At 40.4% G+C, this 18,163-nt stretch carries 19 protein-coding genes and 1 other annotated feature; of the genes, 16 read left to right on the top strand and 3 right to left on the bottom strand.

From position 1 onward, the window contains the following. Positions 1-220 precede the first annotated feature (220 nt). Both I4V44_RS00740 and I4V44_RS00735 read left to right on the top strand, forming a co-directional pair. Complete coding sequence (locus I4V44_RS00740; RefSeq protein WP_022381192.1) at positions 221-805, top strand: biotin transporter BioY; 585 nt, start codon at positions 221-223, stop codon at positions 803-805. Beyond that, a complete protein-coding gene (locus tag I4V44_RS00735) occupies positions 789-1,172 on the top strand; it encodes a CHY zinc finger protein (RefSeq protein ID WP_207744209.1) in 384 nt (127 codons plus the stop codon). Before I4V44_RS00740 ends, I4V44_RS00735 begins: the two co-directional genes overlap by 17 nt. On the opposite strand, the gene I4V44_RS18445 is transcribed toward I4V44_RS00735, so the two are convergent. Further along, positions 1,151-1,249 carry a DUF6783 domain-containing protein gene (locus I4V44_RS18445; protein WP_420314751.1) on the bottom strand — a complete coding sequence of 33 codons (99 nt, stop codon included), beginning with the start codon at positions 1,247-1,249 and terminating at the stop codon, positions 1,151-1,153. The two genes, I4V44_RS00735 and I4V44_RS18445, sit on opposite strands and share 22 nt — an antisense overlap. A 164-nt stretch (positions 1,250-1,413) precedes the next feature. Here I4V44_RS18445 and I4V44_RS00730 point away from each other — a divergent pair, with 164 nt between their 5' ends. The 12 genes from I4V44_RS00730 to I4V44_RS00675 all read left to right on the top strand — a co-directional run bounded on the left by I4V44_RS00730 (position 1,414) and on the right by I4V44_RS00675 (position 13,187). Further along, complete coding sequence (locus I4V44_RS00730; protein ID WP_196002155.1) at positions 1,414-2,196, top strand: ZIP family metal transporter; 783 nt, start codon at positions 1,414-1,416, stop codon at positions 2,194-2,196. A 131-nt stretch (positions 2,197-2,327) separates the two neighbouring features. Further along, complete coding sequence (locus I4V44_RS00725) at positions 2,328-2,699, top strand: hypothetical protein (RefSeq protein ID WP_025579331.1); 372 nt, start codon at positions 2,328-2,330, stop codon at positions 2,697-2,699. Positions 2,700-2,811: 112 nt separating this feature from the next. Next, positions 2,812-3,657 carry an L-ribulose-5-phosphate 3-epimerase gene (locus tag I4V44_RS00720; RefSeq protein WP_330610556.1) on the top strand — a complete coding sequence of 282 codons (846 nt, stop codon included), beginning with the start codon at positions 2,812-2,814 and terminating at the stop codon, positions 3,655-3,657. Between the two features lie 349 nt (positions 3,658-4,006). Then, entirely contained in the window at positions 4,007-5,110 is a 1,104-nt protein-coding gene (gene ulaG / locus I4V44_RS00715) for an L-ascorbate 6-phosphate lactonase (RefSeq protein WP_119241413.1), read from the top strand. A gap of 80 nt (positions 5,111-5,190) precedes the next feature. Further along, positions 5,191-6,690, top strand: a complete 1,500-nt coding sequence (locus I4V44_RS00710; RefSeq protein WP_196002154.1) for an FGGY-family carbohydrate kinase — start codon at positions 5,191-5,193, stop codon at positions 6,688-6,690. After that, positions 6,665-8,077, top strand: coding sequence for a PTS ascorbate transporter subunit IIC (locus I4V44_RS00705; protein WP_196002153.1), 1,413 nt, complete (start codon positions 6,665-6,667; stop codon positions 8,075-8,077). Before I4V44_RS00710 ends, I4V44_RS00705 begins: the two co-directional genes overlap by 26 nt. Positions 8,078-8,115: 38 nt before the next feature. After that, positions 8,116-9,153: a hypothetical protein gene (locus tag I4V44_RS00700; RefSeq protein WP_196002196.1), complete on the top strand. Its 1,038-nt coding sequence runs from the start codon at positions 8,116-8,118 to the stop codon at positions 9,151-9,153. Positions 9,154-9,262: 109 nt separating this feature from the next. Beyond that, positions 9,263-9,961, top strand: coding sequence for an L-ribulose-5-phosphate 4-epimerase (locus I4V44_RS00695; protein WP_196002152.1), 699 nt, complete (start codon positions 9,263-9,265; stop codon positions 9,959-9,961). A 179-nt stretch (positions 9,962-10,140) separates the two neighbouring features. After that, on the top strand, positions 10,141-11,103 hold the full coding sequence (locus I4V44_RS00690) for a sugar-binding transcriptional regulator (RefSeq protein ID WP_243280156.1): 963 nt from the start codon (positions 10,141-10,143) through the stop codon (positions 11,101-11,103). A gap of 17 nt (positions 11,104-11,120) precedes the next feature. Further along, on the top strand, positions 11,121-11,558 hold the full coding sequence (locus I4V44_RS00685) for a PPC domain-containing DNA-binding protein (protein ID WP_196002151.1): 438 nt from the start codon (positions 11,121-11,123) through the stop codon (positions 11,556-11,558). A gap of 298 nt (positions 11,559-11,856) precedes the next feature. After that, on the top strand, positions 11,857-12,396 hold the full coding sequence (locus tag I4V44_RS00680) for an RNA polymerase sigma factor (RefSeq protein ID WP_196002150.1): 540 nt from the start codon (positions 11,857-11,859) through the stop codon (positions 12,394-12,396). Next, positions 12,393-13,187: a hypothetical protein gene (locus tag I4V44_RS00675; protein ID WP_118509400.1), complete on the top strand. Its 795-nt coding sequence runs from the start codon at positions 12,393-12,395 to the stop codon at positions 13,185-13,187. The genes I4V44_RS00680 and I4V44_RS00675 overlap by 4 nt, the downstream gene beginning before the upstream one ends. Positions 13,188-13,205: 18 nt before the next feature. On the opposite strand, the gene I4V44_RS00670 is transcribed toward I4V44_RS00675, so the two are convergent. After that, a complete protein-coding gene (locus I4V44_RS00670) occupies positions 13,206-13,520 on the bottom strand; it encodes a hypothetical protein (protein ID WP_243280155.1) in 315 nt (104 codons plus the stop codon). Between the two features lie 519 nt (positions 13,521-14,039). Further along, positions 14,040-14,282, top strand: a binding site (T-box leader). 72 nt (positions 14,283-14,354) lie between these two features. Here I4V44_RS00670 and I4V44_RS00665 point away from each other — a divergent pair. After that, a complete protein-coding gene (locus tag I4V44_RS00665; protein WP_055052711.1) occupies positions 14,355-16,049 on the top strand; it encodes a carbon starvation CstA family protein in 1,695 nt (564 codons plus the stop codon). Positions 16,050-16,142: 93 nt separating this feature from the next. Here I4V44_RS00665 and I4V44_RS00660 read toward each other — a convergent pair whose 3' ends face one another. Then, on the bottom strand, positions 16,143-17,054 hold the full coding sequence (locus tag I4V44_RS00660) for a 4Fe-4S dicluster domain-containing protein (RefSeq protein WP_196002148.1): 912 nt from the start codon (positions 17,052-17,054) through the stop codon (positions 16,143-16,145). 256 nt (positions 17,055-17,310) lie between these two features. Between I4V44_RS00660 and I4V44_RS00655 the strand changes: the two genes are divergently transcribed. After that, the gene (locus tag I4V44_RS00655; RefSeq protein ID WP_196002147.1) at positions 17,311-18,156 is read left to right on the top strand and encodes a LysR family transcriptional regulator; all 846 of its coding nucleotides are present in this window, start codon (positions 17,311-17,313) and stop codon (positions 18,154-18,156) included. Positions 18,157-18,163 lie beyond the last annotated feature (7 nt).

Here is an 18,163-nt window from a genome sequence, read left to right as displayed (position 1 = left end):
TTCATTCCAGATTGCCTGCGGCAATGGAATTTTGGCTTGTATGTCTCGGGATTTTGGCATATTCATGCCAAAACACCTCGCGGGACAGTGGTGTGTGAACAGTAACGACTTATTACAAATGTAAACCAAAAACTGAAGAACGGGTTGACAATCTTCTCTGCTTATGATATAAAAAGAAGGTCAAAATCAATCATTAACAGGGAAAGAGGAGAGTCTTATTATGAGTCAGTCATATGCAAAAAGCCCTGCTGCAGAGAGAAAATTTACAACCAGAGAAATGGTACTGGTTGGTATGTTTGCAGCAGTTCTTGCAGTAATATCACAGATTTCACTGCCAATGCCTACCGGTGTACCGATCACCATTCAGGTATTTGGTGTAGCACTTGTAGGCGCAGTACTTGGTTCCAGGCTTGGAACTACAGCAACACTGGTTTACGTTCTGTTAGGAGCCATCGGTCTTCCGATCTTTGCTAACTTCTCAGGCGGAATCAGCAGCATCGTAGGAGTTACAGGAGGATACATCTGGGCATGGCCAATCATGACCTGGCTCTGCGGAATCCGTCCGAAAACAGAGAACAAGACAAAGAATCTTGCAATCTCAATCGGATTCGCACTGATCGGACTTCTGATCGTTGAGACAATCGGTGGTCTGCAGTGGCACTTTGTAGGAGGCTCCATGAGCATCCCGGCAATCGCAGTATACTCCTTAACAGCATTTATTCCAAAGGATATTGTGATCACAGTTCTTGCAGTACTGATCGCAATTCCCATCAGAAAAGGAATCAACAATGCAGGAAACCGCTGATAAAAGTAACAGGTTAAAGAATAGCCTGCCGGAAGACAATCTGGTAAAGCAGGAAAACATAAAGATTCACGGAATCGGACTTGATAAAGCAGGACGGTGTACACACTATCACACACAGCTTGATATAGCTGCATTGCTTTGTGCGAAATGCAGGAAATATTACGCATGCTATTCCTGTCACGATGAACTGGAAGACCATTCATTTGTTGCAACAACACCGGAAGAAGTTTATCCTGTTTTATGCGGAAACTGCGGCAGGAAACTTACATTTCAGGAATACAAAAAAGGCAGCTGCCCTTACTGCCATGCAGGATTTAATCCTAAATGTAGTTTACATGAGAATATTTATTTCTGTTGCACTATGTAACGTGTTTTGAAAAAAATTTCCGCAATCTGCACGCCCCACTTTGCAGTATATTTTGCAGAAAGCTTTTTCAAACACACTCTAATGTAGAGAATACAAAATAACAAAAAATTTTGTATTCTCTTTTTATTTGTCAAAAAATCTGATATACTGATTAGAGTTAGGACAGACTAACTGAATCAAACAAATAACAAGAACATATTTCTTTTATTTGCATACAAATAAAAACAGGAGGAATAAATCAATGGATATAAATGTATTCTATGGAATTCTGATTCCCTTTCTTGGAACTTCTGCAGGAGCTGCCTGCGTATTTTTCATGAAGAAGAATCTGAATGAACAGATCCAAAGGGCACTTACCGGCTTTGCAGCAGGAGTTATGGTTGCGGCTTCCATATGGAGTCTGCTGATCCCGGCAATTGAACAGTCTTCCGGACTGGGAAAGTTTTCATTTGTACCGGCAGCAGTGGGATTTTGGATAGGGGTGCTTTTTTTGCTCTTGCTGGATCACATGATCCCGCATCTTCACCAGAACAGTAACAAGGCAGAAGGTCCGAAGAGCAAACTTCAGAGAACTACCATGCTGGTTCTTGCAGTAACTCTGCATAATATTCCGGAGGGAATGGCAGTAGGAGTCGTATACGCAGGCTATTTAACAGGTCACGCTCAGATCACTATAATGGGAGCAATGGCTCTCTCTATAGGGATTGCCATCCAGAACTTCCCTGAGGGAGCCATTATCTCCATGCCCCTGCGTTCTGAGGGAATGGGAAAAACCAAAGCCTTTGCAGGTGGAGTCCTGTCCGGGATTGTAGAACCTGTCGGTGCAGTCCTTACGATTCTTGCCGCCGGCCTCATTGTCCCGGCACTTCCATATCTTTTAAGTTTCGCTGCCGGAGCTATGCTCTATGTAGTAGTGGAAGAACTCATACCCGAAATGTCTGCCGGAGAACATTCCAACATAGGAACCCTTTTCTTTGCCATAGGATTCTCTCTGATGATGATACTGGATGTAGCACTTGGATAAACAGATAATAATGCACTATGGACAGAATATGTAGAGAGTACTATAGTAAGCTGTATAGGATTATAGTGATCATCAAAATAATGCTTTATTTCTGAGAATCGCTATAGACAGAAATTAGAGGTGGCAGATTAATGAAAACAGCAGAAACTCCTGCAGGGATATTTACGATCAACAAAGTGAAAATTCCCTCAGCATACACATGTGCAGCAGAACAAAAAATAGAATATATCAGCGAAAATCATATGCAGATCATTACTATGGATCAGGCAGTATCATTTGGAGATCAGATATTGTCCCCCAGAATCTGTCAAAGCTGTATGAATCCTGAAAAAATTACAATCTATCCACTGGAAATAGAATACTTTGGGGAAAAAGTGTTTTTTATGGATCACTATAGTGTAAAAGAATGGAAAAAAGGCGATCCATTACCGGAAATCCATGAATGGTATCCGCATATAAAAAAAGCCAAATGCAATCCATGCAGAAATTGTGGAAGATGTTAAAATTGCACATATGTGCATTGAATGAAAATATGTTGAAAACCAGAATCTGAAATGCTATCATGCAATCGAAATCACAAGTAAATGAGTGTTGGGGTAATACAAGGGAGATTGCATGATGAAAAAGTATGAGATTGGATTATATGAGAAAGCCATGAGAAATACATTATCATGGAGTGAAAAATTAAAATGTGCCAAAGAATGTGGATATGATTACATGGAAATGTGCATAGATGCCACAGATGAAAAAATTAACCGTATCTTCATGAATACAGCAGAAAAAAAAGAAATTATGGAAGCTGTATTTCAGGCGGGACTTCCGATTGGTTCTATGAGTGTAAGTGCCCTGACAAAATATGCGCTGGGCGATCCGGACGAAGAAATCCGAAAGAAAGCAATGCAGATTGCAGAGAAATCCATAGAGCTTGCTGTTGATCTGGGTGTGCGTACAGTTATGATTCCGGGATATGATATTTACTTTGGAGAATCCACTGTAGAAACAAAGAAATACTTTCTGGAAAATGTAAAAAAGATTGCAGAAATCGCAGAACGCGAGGGAATTCTGGTAGGATTTGAAACCATGGAGAACAATTTTATGAACACTACCGGAAAGGCAGTCCAGTATGTAAACATGATAGATTCCGCATATCTGAAAATCTACCCGGATGCAGGAAATATTACAAACGCAGCAGTAGAGAATCAACACGATGTATGCGAAGATCTCTCCTTGGGTAAGGGAAAACTGATCGCGCTCCATCTGAAAGAAACAAAACCGGGAATCTTCCGCGAAGTTCCTTTTCTCACAGGCCATGTACAGTTTGAAAAAATCATTAACACAGCATGGAGCCTGGGTGTCCGCCGCTACGTAACTGAATTATGGGACGTAGGAAAAGAGAACTGGAAAGAAGATATCTGTTTTGCAAATCAGAGTATGCGTACACTTCTGGACAGAGAAGCATAAATTAAGCAGTTGGAAACATAAACAATTAAATTTAAAAGAGAAAGTGGAGAATGATAGAGGTTCTTTTCTTTCTCTTTTTTGTTCACCGAAAATTACCCCGATAAGTCCTCTGATTCAATTGTGAATGTCAGCTTAAATTTATAGATATCGAGTTATGTGTAAAATATTATTGACCTTAACATCGTAGTTGTTTGATTACCATATATCTGTAAATTACAAATGTTCAAACACTGAAAAAATGTAAATTGCACATTTGTGCAGATAATGAAAATATGTTGAAATATAAAAATGCAGGTGATAATATACTCTCAACAAGAGAAAAACGTTATAATCAAAAGGAGAGAGATTCATGAGTAAGATTAGTGAAATGACAAGACAGAGCTGGATTGAAAGTACTTTTCCGGAATGGGGTACGTGGTTAGTAGAAGATATTGAGAACGAAGTAGTAGCGCCGGGAAATGTAGCAATGTGGTGGTTAGGATGTACAGGTGTATGGTTCAAGACACCGGCAGACACAAACATTACCATTGACCTCTGGTGCGGAAACGGAAAACGTACACACGGTGATGGAAAAATGAAAGTCGGACATCAGATGGCAAACATGTGTGGAGGAAGAGCCATGCAGCCAAACCTGAGAAACGTTCCATTTGTAATTGATCCATTTGCATTTAAGAAAGTAGATGCAGTTCTTGCCACACATTATCATCAGGATCATATGTCACCGGAGTGGGCGGCACATGTGATCAACAGTGGAATGACAACTACAGATGAAAACGGAAAAGAAATTCCGGTGCCATTTATCGGACCAAAGAAATCCGTAGAACTCTGGCAGAAATGGGGTGTTCCGGCAGAACGCTGCATCACAGTAAAACCTGGTGACACCATTAAGATCAAAGACATCGAGATTGTAGCGCTGGATTCCTTTGACAGAACCTGTATCGTAACAACAGATTCCACAGGTCCGGACAGAGAAGAACTTACAGGTGTGTGCCCGACAGACATGGACGACAAAGCAGTTAACTATCTGGTAAAGACACCAGGTGGAAATATTTATCATTCCGGAGATTCACACTTCTCCATCTACTTTGCAAAACACGGAAAAGACTATGATATTGATGTAGCATTCGGTTCATTTGGAGAAAATCCTATCGGTATGCAGGATAAGATGACATCTATCGATATCCTTCGCATGGCAGAAAATCTGAAATGTAAAGTAGTTGTTCCGATCCACTGGGATGTATGGACAAATTTCCAGGCAGACTGCGATGAGATCAAGGTTCTGTATGATTTCAAGAAAGACAGAAATGAATATAAATTCCATCCGTTCTTCTGGCAGGTAGGCGGCAAATATACATACCCGGCAGACAAGGACAAGATTTACTATCACCACAGAAGAGGATTTGAAGACTGCTTCGAAGCACCGCAGAATATTCCGTTCCGTTCCTGCCTGTAAAAACAGAATTGTCTGGAGACGGTCGGTAAGGGGTTTATTATGTGAGAGAAAAATAGAAAGTATATGAGGAGAAATTTGGGATGAATGTATTGGTAATTGATGTAGGAACATCAAGTATGCGAGGAATACTTTTTGAACATCAGGGGAAATGTCTGACAGAGAAACAGGAATTCTATCAGGCAACCTATCTGGAAAACAGTTGGGTAGAACAGAATCCGGCAGACTGGGAAAATGCACTATACAGCATTTTGAAACAGTCCGTAGCAGAAGCTGAGAATATGGGAGAGAAGATTGATGCAATTTCCATTACTTCACAGCGTTCTTCTGTAATTCCGGTAGATGAGAATATCCGTCCGCTGAGTAATGCAATCATGTGGCAGGATAAAAGAACAAATCATATCTGCGAATCTATGGAAAACCTGAATGACAAGGTATTTTCTCTATGCGGTTCCAGAGTCAATCCGGTGTTTTCAGGCTCCAAGATGATGTGGATCCGTGAAGAACGTCCGGAAATCTATGCAAAAACATATAAATTCATGGTCATCCCGGATTATCTCATTTATCTGATGACCGGACGTATCTGCACAGATTATACATATGGAAGTCGTTCACTTCTGATGAACATCCGTACTCATGAATGGGATGATGAACTTCTGGAAATTTTTCATGTAGAAAAAGAAAAATTGTGCGAACTGGTAGAGCCGGGAAGTGTCTGCGGACATATTACAAAAGCCTTTGCAGAGATCACGGGATGTCAGGAAGGAATTCCTGTGATTACAGCCGGAGGTGACCAGCAGTGTGGAGCCATCGGACAGGGAGTAGTCAAAAAAGGTGTCATGTCTGTAACAACCGGAACAGGTGGCTATCTTATCACAGCAACAGATCAGGTGCCGGAAAATCTGGAACAGGATGCAATCTGCAACTTCTCATCTGTAAAAGGCCAGTATATTCTGGAATCCAGTGTATTAACCTGCTGTTCTGCATTTGACTGGTTCAGAAGACAGTTCTATCCGGACAGTTCTTTTGATGAGATTAACCGTGAAGTAGAACAGACACCGATCGGTTCACACGGATGTCTCTGTGTTCCATACTTTATGGGAAGATCCACACCGGACTGGAACAATATGGCAAAAGCAGAGTTTGCAAATGTAACTCTCGGAACAACAAAGCAGGATATGCTGAGAAGTCTTCTGGAGGGAATCTGCTATGAAATCCGCAATGGAATCGATATTATGAACAAATATGTAAAAGTCTCTGATATCTACATCAACGGAGGTCTTTCCAACAGCGCTCCATTCAATGACATACAGACCAATGTCTATGGTATGAAGATCATACGTAGGGGAAAAGCAGATGCTACAGCCAGAGGTGCACTTATGATTGCAGCTACAGCAATGGGAATTTTTGAGAATGTAGAAAAAGCATTTGAGTGTATCAGTCGTCAGGATGAAGTGAAAATTTATCTTCCGGATGATAAAAAGATTCTGGAATACGAAAGATACAGGGCACAGATGAACCGTATTTATAAGAGAGCGTGGGGGGAGAAGCAAAAAGATGGCAAGTTTGAATTTCATATTTAATTTTTTAACAAGTAATATCCTGACAAGAGCAGAGCTTTTTGTAGGTTTGATCATTTTACTTGGATATATTCTTCAGCGAAAAAAATGGTATGAATGTGTAGGCGGATTTTTTAAGGGTGTGATCGGCTACCTGATCCTGATGGTAGGTGCCAACGGACTGATCACCACATTCCGTCCGATTCTTGTGGGATTAAATGAAAGATTTCAGTTAAATGCAGTTGTAATTGATCCGTATTTCGGACTGAATGCTGCAAATGAAGCATTAGAGAGCATCGGCTGTTCCGCTGCATGGGCAATGACATCACTTCTCATTGCATTTATATGGAATATTATTTTACTGATTTTCAAAAAGTGGACGAAGCTGAGAACACTTCTTCTTACCGGACACATTATGGTGCAGCAGGCTACTACAGTTACCTGGATCGTATTCCTGTTTATTCCATATCTGAGAAATATTACAGGTGCGATTCTGGTAGGAATGCTGGTAGGTACTTATCAGGCAGTCAGCTCCAATCTTACAGTAGATGCCTGTCTCAACCTTACAGACGGAAAAGACAGATTTGCAATTGGGCATCAGCAGATGGTTGCAGTATGGATCACGGATAAAGTAGCACACATATTCGGAAAAAAAGAAAACTCCATTGAAAACCTTAAATTTCCGGGATTCCTCAAAATGTTTGAGGACAACATTACTGCAACATCTACTTTAATGCTTGTGTTTTTCGGAACCATCATGGCAATCCTCGGTGAAGATTTCATGCGCCAGATTGACAGCGGATTCGCAGAAACAACGGCTTTTCCGGTATATATTCTGATTCAGTCATTATATTTTACCGTATATCTTCAGATTTTAAATATGGGTGTGAAGCTCTTTGTAGGTGAACTGACAGCGTCATTCAAGGGAATTTCAGATAAACTTCTCCCGGGTGCAGTTCCAGCAGTAGACTGCGCAGTTGCATTCAACTATGCACCGGGAAATGCAGTAACCATCGGATTTCTTTGTGGAATGGTAGGACAGGTGATTGCAATTCTGGGACTCATCGTGTTCCATTCCCCGGTTATCATTATCATGGGATTTACTACAGTATTCTTTGACAACGCTATTATCGCTATTTTTGCAAACAAACGGGGCGGTGTAAAAGCAGCCATGATCATCCCGTTTATCTGTGGCCTGATCCAGGTACTGCTGGGCGCAGTTACTGTATGGCTTGTAGAACTGGTGCCGTACGGCGGATGGCATGGAACAACTGACTTCTCGACTGTATGGCTTGGAATTTCTGCACTGTTGAAATGGCTTGGACTTCCAGGTGCGATCATCGCTATCATACTGATGCTTCTGGTTCCGCAGATCCAGTATGCAAAATCGGATAAAGAAAATTATTTTTAGATGAATCGGGCAAGAGTATCTGATTCAGAAAGGAAGTAATCATAATGAATAAAAAAGTACTGGCAAATCTGGAAAAATGTTATTCCATAGCTCCATTACATTATAAAAATACAGACCATATTCTGGTAGCAGCAGAAAAAACTGACAGATGTATTCTGTTTGATATCAATGGAAATGAAGAAGAGACCGTATGGGAGGGTCCTGGCGGAGTTATGACAATGGTGCAGGTTCCGGGAACAGACGGACAGTTTCTGGCAACCCATAAATTCTATTCTCCTAATGATTCCAAAGAAGCAAAGATTATCATCGCTACACCAAAGAATGGAGAATGGGAAATCCGCACTCTGACAGATCTGCCGTTTGTACACAGATTTGATATCATTGAAAGCGAGGGAAAACATTACCTGATCGCATGCTGTCTCAAATCGGGGCATGAATACAAGGATGACTGGTCAAGCCCTGGAAAAGTATATGTAGCACTTCTTCCGGATGATCTCAGCAGCTTTGATGATAAACATCAACTGAAACTGGAAGTAATTAAAGATAATATGCTGAAAAACCACGGATACTACAGAGTAGTAAGAGATGGAAAAATGTCATCTATCGTCTGTTGTGATGGTGGAGTATTCCGTTTCTATCCGCCCACATCTGCAAACCCGGAATGGACAATAGAAACCCTGTTGGAAACTCCTGCAAGCGATGCCACTCTCATCGACTTTGACGGAGACGGAAAAGATGAATTGCTGGTATTATCTCCATTCCACGGTGACACTGTTCTGATCTACAGAGAAAAAGACGGGAAATATGAACTTGACTATGAATATCCGGAGAAAATCGAATTTCTCCATGCAATCTGGAGCGGGGAAATCCAGGGAAAACCGGTAGTCATGATCGGTCACAGAAAAGGAAACAGAGATCTCCTGAAATTCTGCTGGGAAAACGGACAGTATCACGCAGAACTGATAGATCACGACTGTGGTCCGGCCAATGCTTATGGATTCCATAAGGATGGGAAAGATTATGTGATTTCTACAAACCGTGAAATTAATGAGATTGCCATGTATGAATTTGACTAAAAAGGTTAAAACTGTTCTTTGATTTTTGATGCCAGAGTTAACTTTTTTATTTATGATTTGGACAGCAGAGAGTGAATAATGTAGTTGATTATAGAAAGGAAAACAGATAATGTTAGAAGAACTGAAACAGCGTGTATATGAAGCGAACATGCAGCTTCCGGCACATGGTCTGGTAACATTCACATGGGGAAATGTCAGCGAAATTGACAGAGAAAGTGGATATTTTGCCATCAAACCAAGTGGTGTACCGTATGAAAATTTGAAACCAGCGGATATGGTAATCATGGATCTGAATGGCAATAAAATTGAGGGCAAATATAATCCATCCTCCGATACTCCGACTCATATTGAACTTTACAAAGCATTTCCGGAAATCGGAGGTATTGTGCATACTCACTCGTCCTATGCAACAAGCTGGGCGCAGGCAGGAAGAGACATCCCATGCTATGGTACCACTCACGCAGATTATATTTACGGAGAAGTCCCATGTCTCAGATGCCTTACAAAAGAAGAAATTGACCAGTCATATGAGCAAAATACAGGTCTTCTGATTGTAAATGAATTCAGGAAAATGAAAAAAGATGTTCTTGCAGTTCCGGCAGTTTTATGCAAAAACCATGGTCCATTCACCTGGGGAAAAGACAGTATGGAAGCAGTTCACAATGCAGTAGTCCTTGAAGAATGTGCCAAAATGGCAATGCGTGCCGAACTTATCAATCCACAGGTAAAACCTGCACCGCAGGAATTACAGGATAAACATTATTATAGAAAACACGGTGCAAATGCATACTACGGACAGAATGTGTGAAACGTAATATAGTACGTGTGATCAGAAAAGTCAGACCATAAAAATGGAAATGACAAAAATAGAGGATAGTTTGTGAAAGTCTGCAGAGACTTTACAAATTATCCTTTTTTCGAATATAATGATGTCAGAGTTAAAACCTCTTTTGATACTGATATAATGGAAAGGGATATGGAACAGCAATGGAAGACATGAAAAAATATGAAAATATGACCGTTCAGGAGAAATGGAGCATTCTGGCCACGGTAGCGAATTTATATTACAATTCAGAAATGACACAAAACGAAATTGCAGACAGGATGTATACATCCAGATCCAAAATTTCCAGAATGCTGAAAGAAGCAAGAGAACTCGGTATTGTAGAAATTTCCATTAAAGAACCCTGGGAACGTGACCTGAATCTGGAAAAAGAAATTCAGCAGACTTACGGTGTCAAAACAGTAAAAGTTGTTTCCTCAAGAGATACCGGCAAGGAGCAGATTACCAGCCGCCTGTCAGAAGTTTCCGCATATTATCTGGATTCTGTTGTTAAAGAAAAGATGGTAGTAGGAATTTCATGGGGAAATACCCTTTATCATATAGTGAAATATATTGATGCAAATAATAAGAAAAATATTCCTATTACAGTGGTTCCGATTATGGGTGCCTCAAATGTGAAACGTCCGGAACGGGATGCCATGGATCTGGCAAAAGACCTGGCTTCTGCATACGGTGGAACATATCAGTATATTTATGCCCCCCTTTTTGTGAAAAATAAAGAATTAAAAGAAATCCTTATTCAGGATGATACCATTAAAACAGCTCTGCAGCTTGCACAGAATGCAGATGTAATTCTGACAAGTGTCGGTTCTGTGGAGTATAAAACCTGGGAGAATTACCTTGGGGAAAGCACTTTTCATCTTCTGGGAAATAAAGGAGCGATTGGACATATTGGCGGTCATTTCTATGATATCAATGGGAAAGAAATCAATACTTCCTTAAATGACAGAATGATAGGAATTGGGTATGATGATCTGGAGCGGTGTAAAAATGTAGTCTGTGTTGCTTATGGAGAAGCAAAAGCAGCTGCTGTTGCTGGCGCTTTGCGAGGTGGTTTTATTAATACGCTGATTATTGATTCTGCCTGTGGAGAGAAATTGCTGTAACAGAATGGAGGTAAAAAATGGACTACAGAAAATTCGGTGAATGCTATTACATAAGAATGGATCGTGATGACGAGATTATCGGTACAATCCTCGAAATATGTAAAAAAGAAAATATCAGATCAGCCACTTTTTCCGGAATCGGAGGATGCAAGGATGCAGAAATCCAGACCTTTATCCCAGAGACAGGCAGCTTCGAAGAACAGCGCATTTCTGGAATGCTTGAGTTGGTATCTTTAAATGGAAACGTGGTCACAGGTGAAAATAATACCTGTTACCATCATACCCATGCAGTATTTTCTTATAAAGATGGTGAACGACATTGCATGGCAGCAGGTCATATGAAATCAATTACTGTACTGTATACTGCAGAAATCGAACTTCGCCCGGTAACAGGTGGAACTATCCGCCGCAAATATGATCCTGAAACAGGGACTGGATTCTGGGATTTTAACTAGACTTTAGAAAACGATTTGTTTTGATTGAGCAAGGAATTCTTGTGCAAACCTTCAAACTGATGTAAGATAAGATTACTCAGTTTGGAGGTTTTATTTTTATCAGGTATCAGAGGTAAATGGATGGGTAGAAGATAAAATGCAAAAGGAACAGTTCATTGAGAGTGTACAGAATTTAACACAAGTTCTGTATACTTTTTTTATAAGAAATGAAACTTTTTATTCCCTGGCAGGATATATAAGAATGTAAAGGTTAAAAGCTTTTAATTTTTGAAAGTATTAAAAAGAAAGTTGGGTTGATATGACAGATGAAGCAGAGCTTTTGCAGCGTCTCAGGAATAGAGAAAAAAATTCAATAGATGAAGCAATCCAGATTTATACACCGTATTTGAGTACTGTTTTGTATCATATGGCCGGCAATTCACTGCCGAAAGAGGATATTGAAGAAATTGTGGCAGACGTGTTTGTTGTACTCTGGAAGAATGCCGAAAGGATAGATTTGCAGAAAGGTACATTACGGTCATATCTTGCTGCTGTTGCCCGGAATTTTGTTCTGAAACGGATAAACAGAAAAACGGATCATACATTTCTTGAAGATATTGAACTGTCAGATGGCAAAGATTTCATTGAAGAGAATTTTCACAATAATTATGTATGGGAAACAGTTATGAGTCTTGGCGAACCTGACAGCGAGATTTTTGTAAGGCGGTATAAATTTGATGAAAAAATCAAGGACATTTCAAAAGCAATGGGACTTAATATTTCTACAGTTAAGACCAGACTTTCAAGAGGAAAAAGAAAACTCAGAAAAATGTTATCGAATGCGGAGGAAAGATTATGAGAAGAAAAAATTTGCTTAAAGAATTGGGAATACAAAAACAGGCAGATACTTCCTGCAATGCTCTTGATATTGACACAAAGAATGTCAGACAGAGAGTTTATGCAAAACTTGACTTCGCAGATACAGAAAGGAAGCAAACGACTATGAGATCAAAAAAGAAAATATTACCTTTGTTGATAGCTGCAACACTTACAATTGGAGCTACTGCTGTGGCGGCAACAGGAAAGATTTCAATGTGGACAGGTTCATCTGCATCACGTGCTGATTATACATCTCTTCCAACGGCAGAACAGGTTACAAAGGATATTGGGTATAGACCGGTATTGATTGATACCTTTGAGAACGGGTACTGCTTCAAGGATGGCAATATTGTAAAAAACAGTTTTAAGGACGACAATGCAAATGTAATTGAGAAGTTTAAATCTGTGTCCTTTGATTATCAGAAGAATGGAGATGTTGTATCGTTTGAACAGCAGAAGTTCAATTCAAAGCTTACACCGGCAGGTGATATTATTGCCACTATAAATGGAACAAATCTGTATTATGTACATTATATAAATAAAGTAGTATCGGATGATTACGAATTGACAGAACAGGATAAAAAAGACCAGGCCAGTGGAAAAGTTGTATTCAGTTACGATGACAGCGCTTCTCAGATTGAAGTCAGTCAGGTTCAAAGCGTTAACTGGAATAAAGATGGCATCCAGTATGATTTGCTGCAAATAGATGGACAATTATCTGCCGGTGAACTTGCAGATATGGCGAGAGAGGTTATTAATAACAGAAGATAAAGAAAAAAGATGGTGAATTCAGTCAGGTTCACCATCTTTTTGTAACTGTTGTGGAAATACCTGTGAAGAGGTGGCAGCAGCCAAATGGCGGGGCTCTGATCTGTACAGATATAAAATACCGCCAAAGAAACCAAAGATCAATCCTGTATACCCGCCACTGCAAAGGACAACAGTTACCTTTGTAACAAAGGACATACCACCGATTATGCAGATCAAAAAGCCTGCCAGAAGACCGATGGTTGTCCATCCTATAAGTGAAATAGCCAGAAAGGCTGCAGAAGCATGTGAGTTTTTTACCTGTTTATTAATAGAATTCCATAATGTCTGATACATAATGATTCCTCTTTTCTCTTTCAATTCTTTGATTACTATTATAGAAACAGTTTGTAAAATACACATGCGCGCTAATGAAAAATTTCTGTAAAATTTTCTTTCTCTGTTATATGCAGAGGATGGAGAAAGTACAAGACAGAAAAATAATTACGTATATTATATAAATGAATGCATTTGAAAATGATTTTATAGCAATCCTGTAAAATAATGCATCTTAATCCAGCCCATCAGAGTGTGAAATCCTGCGTCGGATATCTTTGCCGTGCGTCAGCACGCCTGCAGATATCTTCTTTGTCTTTCGCACTCTGCTGAACTGTCTTAAATGCATTATTTACGAGGATTGCTATAGGTAACAGATAATGATATAAAATGACCGTATGCGTGCGAAGCGGATTGCGAATATCTGCTTGATAATCATACATATTGCATAAAAACACCTGTCTATAATTGTAAAATATATATAAATTATCTCTTGATATTTTATAAAAAGAAGAGTAAAACTTTAGATAAATAAAAAAGAGAAATGCATAGAACAGGACAGGTCACAGAAGGAACCGGATCACAGAGAGTCGCAGGCAGGTGAGATGCGGCAGATGGTGTTTTGTGATATCACCCGGGAGCATCCCGCTGAAATCTATAGTAAGCCGGGACGTGGTCTTCACGTTACAGAAGAAGCTGTTTGGCTCAGACAGTGTTAAGAGATTGTATCTGGTGACAGGTATAATAATACAAAGTGGTACCACGGAATATTCCGCCTTTGTTATCCAATCGGAAATTGGATAGCAGGGGCGTTTTTTTATATATAAATATAAAAGAAAGAAGAGGGAAGACATTATGAGTGGAATAGTAATGATGATAATAGCTATCGTAGTGCTTGGTGGAGCATATCTTCTGTATGGCCGTTATCTTCAGAACAAATGGGGCATTGACCCAAAAGCAAAAACACCGGCATATGAGATGGAGGATGGAGTGGATTATGTACCGGCTGATACCAATGTGGTATTTGGTCATCAGTTTGCATCTATAGCAGGTGCAGGTCCTATCAACGGACCGATCCAGGCAGCAATTTTCGGCTGGCTTCCGGTTATGCTTTGGATCCTGATCGGTGGTGTATTTTTCGGAGCAGTTCAGGATTTTGCATCTATGTATGCCTCTGTAAAGAACAAAGGCCGTACAATCGGATATATCATTGAAGCTTATATCGGAAAACTGGGAAAGAAATTATTCCTTTTATTCTGCTGGCTGTTCTGTATTCTGGTTGTTGCAGCATTTGCAGATGTTGTGGCAGGAACCTTTAACGGATTTGTGACAGATAACGCAGGAACCGTTACCAAGGTAGCAGCAAACGGAGCAGTTGCAACAACTTCCATGTTATTTATCATCGAGGCAGTGGGACTGGGATTTTTCCTTAAATATTCCAAGTTTAATAAATGGATCAATACTGCAGTGGCTATTTTATTATTAGTGCTCGCAATTGCGCTGGGACTTAAATTCCCGGTATATGTAAGTCTTGGAACCTGGCATATTATTATCTTTGCATATATTCTGGTAGCCAGTGTTGCCCCTGTATGGGCGCTGCTCCAGCCCCGTGATTATCTGAACAGTTATCTGCTGATTTTCATGATCGTTGGTGCGGTTATCGGTGTATTTGCAGCCAATCCATCCTGTAATCTTAAGGCTTTTACAAGCTTTAATGTGGACGGACAGTATATGTTCCCTATTCTTTTCGTGACAATTGCCTGCGGTGCAGTTTCAGGCTTCCATTCACTGGTATCCTCCGGCACTGCGTCAAAACAGATCAAAAATGAAAAGAACATGCTTCCGGTTTCCTTTGGTGCAATGCTTATGGAAAGTATGCTGGCAATTATTGCACTGATCGCTGTTGCATCCTTTGCAGATGGTGAGGCAGCAGCACAGGGACTTACCACTCAGCCGCAGATATTTGCAGGTGCTATTGCAAACTTCCTTTCTGTAATCGGTTTGCCACATTCACTTGTATTTACACTGATCAATCTGGCTGTATCAGCCTTTGCACTGACCTCTCTTGATTCAGTGGCCAGAGTAGGACGTCTGTCATTCCAGGAATTTTTCCTTGATTCTGATACAGACGAGGAAAATATGAGCCCGTTCTTAAAAGTAGTAACCAATAAATATTTTGCGACGATCATTACACTGGTACTTGCCTATCTGCTTACAAAGGTAGGATATGCAGAAATCTGGCCGCTGTTTGGTTCTGCCAATCAGCTGTTATCTGTACTTGCCCTTGTAGCCTGCGCAGTATTTCTTAAGAAAACAAAACGCCAGGGCTGCATGCTCTGGATTCCTATGGTATTTATGATGGCAGTTACCTTTACTGCACTGGGTATGACCATCAGTAAGCTTACAAAAGCATTATTTACCACAGGCCTGGACCTTGGAAATACCTTACAGCTTATCTTCGCAGTGTTACTGCTGATCCTTGGTGTGCTGGTAGCAATCCAGGGAGTGAAGAAGCTTTTTGAAAAAAATGATGAAAAACAGACTGCATAATTTATGAAATAAAACTGTTGATATTTTTACATCAAAATAAAAACCTGAAAAAAGACACTTTGGGAAAGTTTTCCGAAGTGTCTTTTTTAATACTCAGCCAATCAATTTCTCATTCACATACTCAAATCCGAGACGTTTCACAGTATCTGCAAACCGTTCTCCTGCAATGCCTTCATCTTTGAAGAGAAGGATTGCTTTCTCTATGACGCCCATTACTTCTTTTTCCTCTGTGAAAATCCTGGTAAGAGCCTGACCGTGTGAGATTCGCTTACCCCAGCGGCCTCCGATATAGATTTTATAACCATTCTGATATTCCGGTACTGCGCCGAAAGGACATTTTCCCTTGCATCGTCCGCAATGGATACATTCTTCAGGATCAATGTAAAGTTTACCGTCAACTAATTTCGGAACGTGTACAGGACAGCTTTTTTCAATCTGACATTTCTTACATCCCCGGCATTTCTCTGCATCCGGTTTTGGGATTCTCTGGCCGATAATTCCCATATCATTCAGATTAGGTTTTACACAGTTATTTGGACATCCGCCAACTGCGATCTTGAATTTGTGCGGGAGTACCACATCGTGATAGCCTACATAAAAACGCTCATGGATCTTCTTGCTGAGTGCAAAGGTATCAATCAGACCATACTGGCAGGTTGTTCCCTTGCATGAGACAACAGGACGCACTTTGGCTCCGGTTCCGCCTGTCATCAGGCCGTGTTCTCCAAGGAAGACGATTGTTTTCTCAATATTATCATAAGGAACTCCCTGGATTTCCATACTCAGGCGGGTTGTCATAGTGATCTGACCATTTCCGAACTTGTCTGCTGCATCTGCAATGGCACGGTGTTCATCTGTGGTAATATGTCCATTTCCTGTGATGACCCGAATATTAAAGATGTCATCATATCGTTTGTCCTGAAGACATCCAAGACCTTTTACCCGTTTGATTTCCTCGGGACTCAGTTTTTTGCTGGCGGATGTTGTTATTTTTTCCTCATTCATGTTTAAGTATCTCCTTTATGTAGCTGTTGCTTTTCTTTGATATATACGGCGTTTCTTTTGTTGATTATAGGCTTCATGAATGATAAAATCAATTTATGAGTTTTTATTATACGATAAGTAACATTTATGAAATAATGCAACTGTGAAACTGAAAAACAGAAACCTTTATAAAAAAGCCTTCAGGGCAGAATTTTTTCTTATTGCACAGAAAAAACTATCTGATATCAATAGAGTGGAAGAGTTCAAGGAGAATATTATGTTAGATCACAGAACAGAAACCTTTATGGCTGTATGCAGTGTTATGAATTACAGGGAGGCGGCAGAGCTGTTACATATTACCCAGCCGGCAGTCACCCAGCATATCCAGTTTCTGGAGAAAGAATACGGCTGCCGCCTTTTTCTTTATGAAAACAGAAAACTGATCAAGACCCCTGCTGCACAGATGCTGGAGGATTACTTGCGTTCCGTTCAGCAGCGTGAAAATTTTCTCAGGGAAAAGATAAAAAACAATGGTCTCCGCGAACTGCGCATCGGTGCAACCAAGACCATTGGTGACTATGTAATCACAGACAGAATTCACGATTTTTTAAATCAGCCGGATACAGCACTGACTCTGATCGTGGATAACACAAAGCATCTTTTGCATCTATTGGAACAAAATACTCTGGATTATGCTATCATAGAAGGATTTTTTGACAAAAACAGATTCGGAAGCCAGCTGTATCGCCGGGAACCTTTTGTGGGGATTTGCCCGAAGGATCATCCCTTTGCAGGCCGTGAAGTATCTGTAGAGGAGATTCTGAAAGAAACTCTGATCCATCGCGAAAACGGCTCTGGAACTCTGGCTATCCTGGAGGAAAAGCTTCTGGAGCATAATGAATCCCTGGAGCGTTTTCACCGGCATATATGTATTTCCAGCTTTAAGATGATCATCAATCTGATCAAGTCCGGGTATGGAATCTCATTTGTATATGAAGTACTTGCCAAAAGCAACCCGGAGCTTGGGATTTTTACACTGAAGGGTGAGCCCATAGTCAGAGAATTTAATGTTATTTATCTGAAGCATGCGGATGTGAGGGAGAAGATGGAATGGTTTTTGTGACCGCGTC

The sequence above is a fragment of the Blautia sp. 1001283B150304_161114_C9 genome (genome assembly GCF_015668165.1).
Taxonomy (GTDB): domain Bacteria; phylum Bacillota; class Clostridia; order Lachnospirales; family Lachnospiraceae; genus Blautia_A; species Blautia_A wexlerae.
The sequence above is the reverse complement of the archived record's forward strand: the minus strand, read 5'-3'. Positions and strand labels throughout refer to the sequence as shown.

Excerpts from the sequence above, each read along its gene's own strand:
- I4V44_RS00725 (WP_025579331.1), top strand. The coding sequence starts at position 2,328 with ATGAAAACAGCAGAAACTCCTGCAGGGATATTTACGATCAACAAAGTG.
- I4V44_RS00695 (WP_196002152.1), top strand. The coding sequence starts at position 9,263 with ATGTTAGAAGAACTGAAACAGCGTGTATATGAAGCGAACATGCAGCTT.
- I4V44_RS00680 (WP_196002150.1), top strand. The coding sequence starts at position 11,857 with ATGACAGATGAAGCAGAGCTTTTGCAGCGTCTCAGGAATAGAGAAAAA.
- I4V44_RS00735 (WP_207744209.1), top strand. The coding sequence starts at position 789 with ATGCAGGAAACCGCTGATAAAAGTAACAGGTTAAAGAATAGCCTGCCG.
- I4V44_RS00675 (WP_118509400.1), top strand. The coding sequence starts at position 12,393 with ATGAGAAGAAAAAATTTGCTTAAAGAATTGGGAATACAAAAACAGGCA.
- I4V44_RS00670 (WP_243280155.1), bottom strand. The coding sequence starts at position 13,520 with ATGTATCAGACATTATGGAATTCTATTAATAAACAGGTAAAAAACTCA.
- I4V44_RS00730 (WP_196002155.1), top strand. The coding sequence starts at position 1,414 with ATGGATATAAATGTATTCTATGGAATTCTGATTCCCTTTCTTGGAACT.
- I4V44_RS00685 (WP_196002151.1), top strand. The coding sequence starts at position 11,121 with ATGGACTACAGAAAATTCGGTGAATGCTATTACATAAGAATGGATCGT.
- I4V44_RS00710 (WP_196002154.1), top strand. The coding sequence starts at position 5,191 with ATGAATGTATTGGTAATTGATGTAGGAACATCAAGTATGCGAGGAATA.
- I4V44_RS00720 (WP_330610556.1), top strand. The coding sequence starts at position 2,812 with ATGATGAAAAAGTATGAGATTGGATTATATGAGAAAGCCATGAGAAAT.
- I4V44_RS00655 (WP_196002147.1), top strand. The coding sequence starts at position 17,311 with ATGTTAGATCACAGAACAGAAACCTTTATGGCTGTATGCAGTGTTATG.
- I4V44_RS00660 (WP_196002148.1), bottom strand. The coding sequence starts at position 17,054 with ATGAATGAGGAAAAAATAACAACATCCGCCAGCAAAAAACTGAGTCCC.
- ulaG (WP_119241413.1), top strand. The coding sequence starts at position 4,007 with ATGAGTAAGATTAGTGAAATGACAAGACAGAGCTGGATTGAAAGTACT.
- I4V44_RS00665 (WP_055052711.1), top strand. The coding sequence starts at position 14,355 with ATGAGTGGAATAGTAATGATGATAATAGCTATCGTAGTGCTTGGTGGA.
- I4V44_RS00705 (WP_196002153.1), top strand. The coding sequence starts at position 6,665 with ATGGCAAGTTTGAATTTCATATTTAATTTTTTAACAAGTAATATCCTG.
- I4V44_RS00690 (WP_243280156.1), top strand. The coding sequence starts at position 10,141 with ATGGAAGACATGAAAAAATATGAAAATATGACCGTTCAGGAGAAATGG.
- I4V44_RS00740 (WP_022381192.1), top strand. The coding sequence starts at position 221 with ATGAGTCAGTCATATGCAAAAAGCCCTGCTGCAGAGAGAAAATTTACA.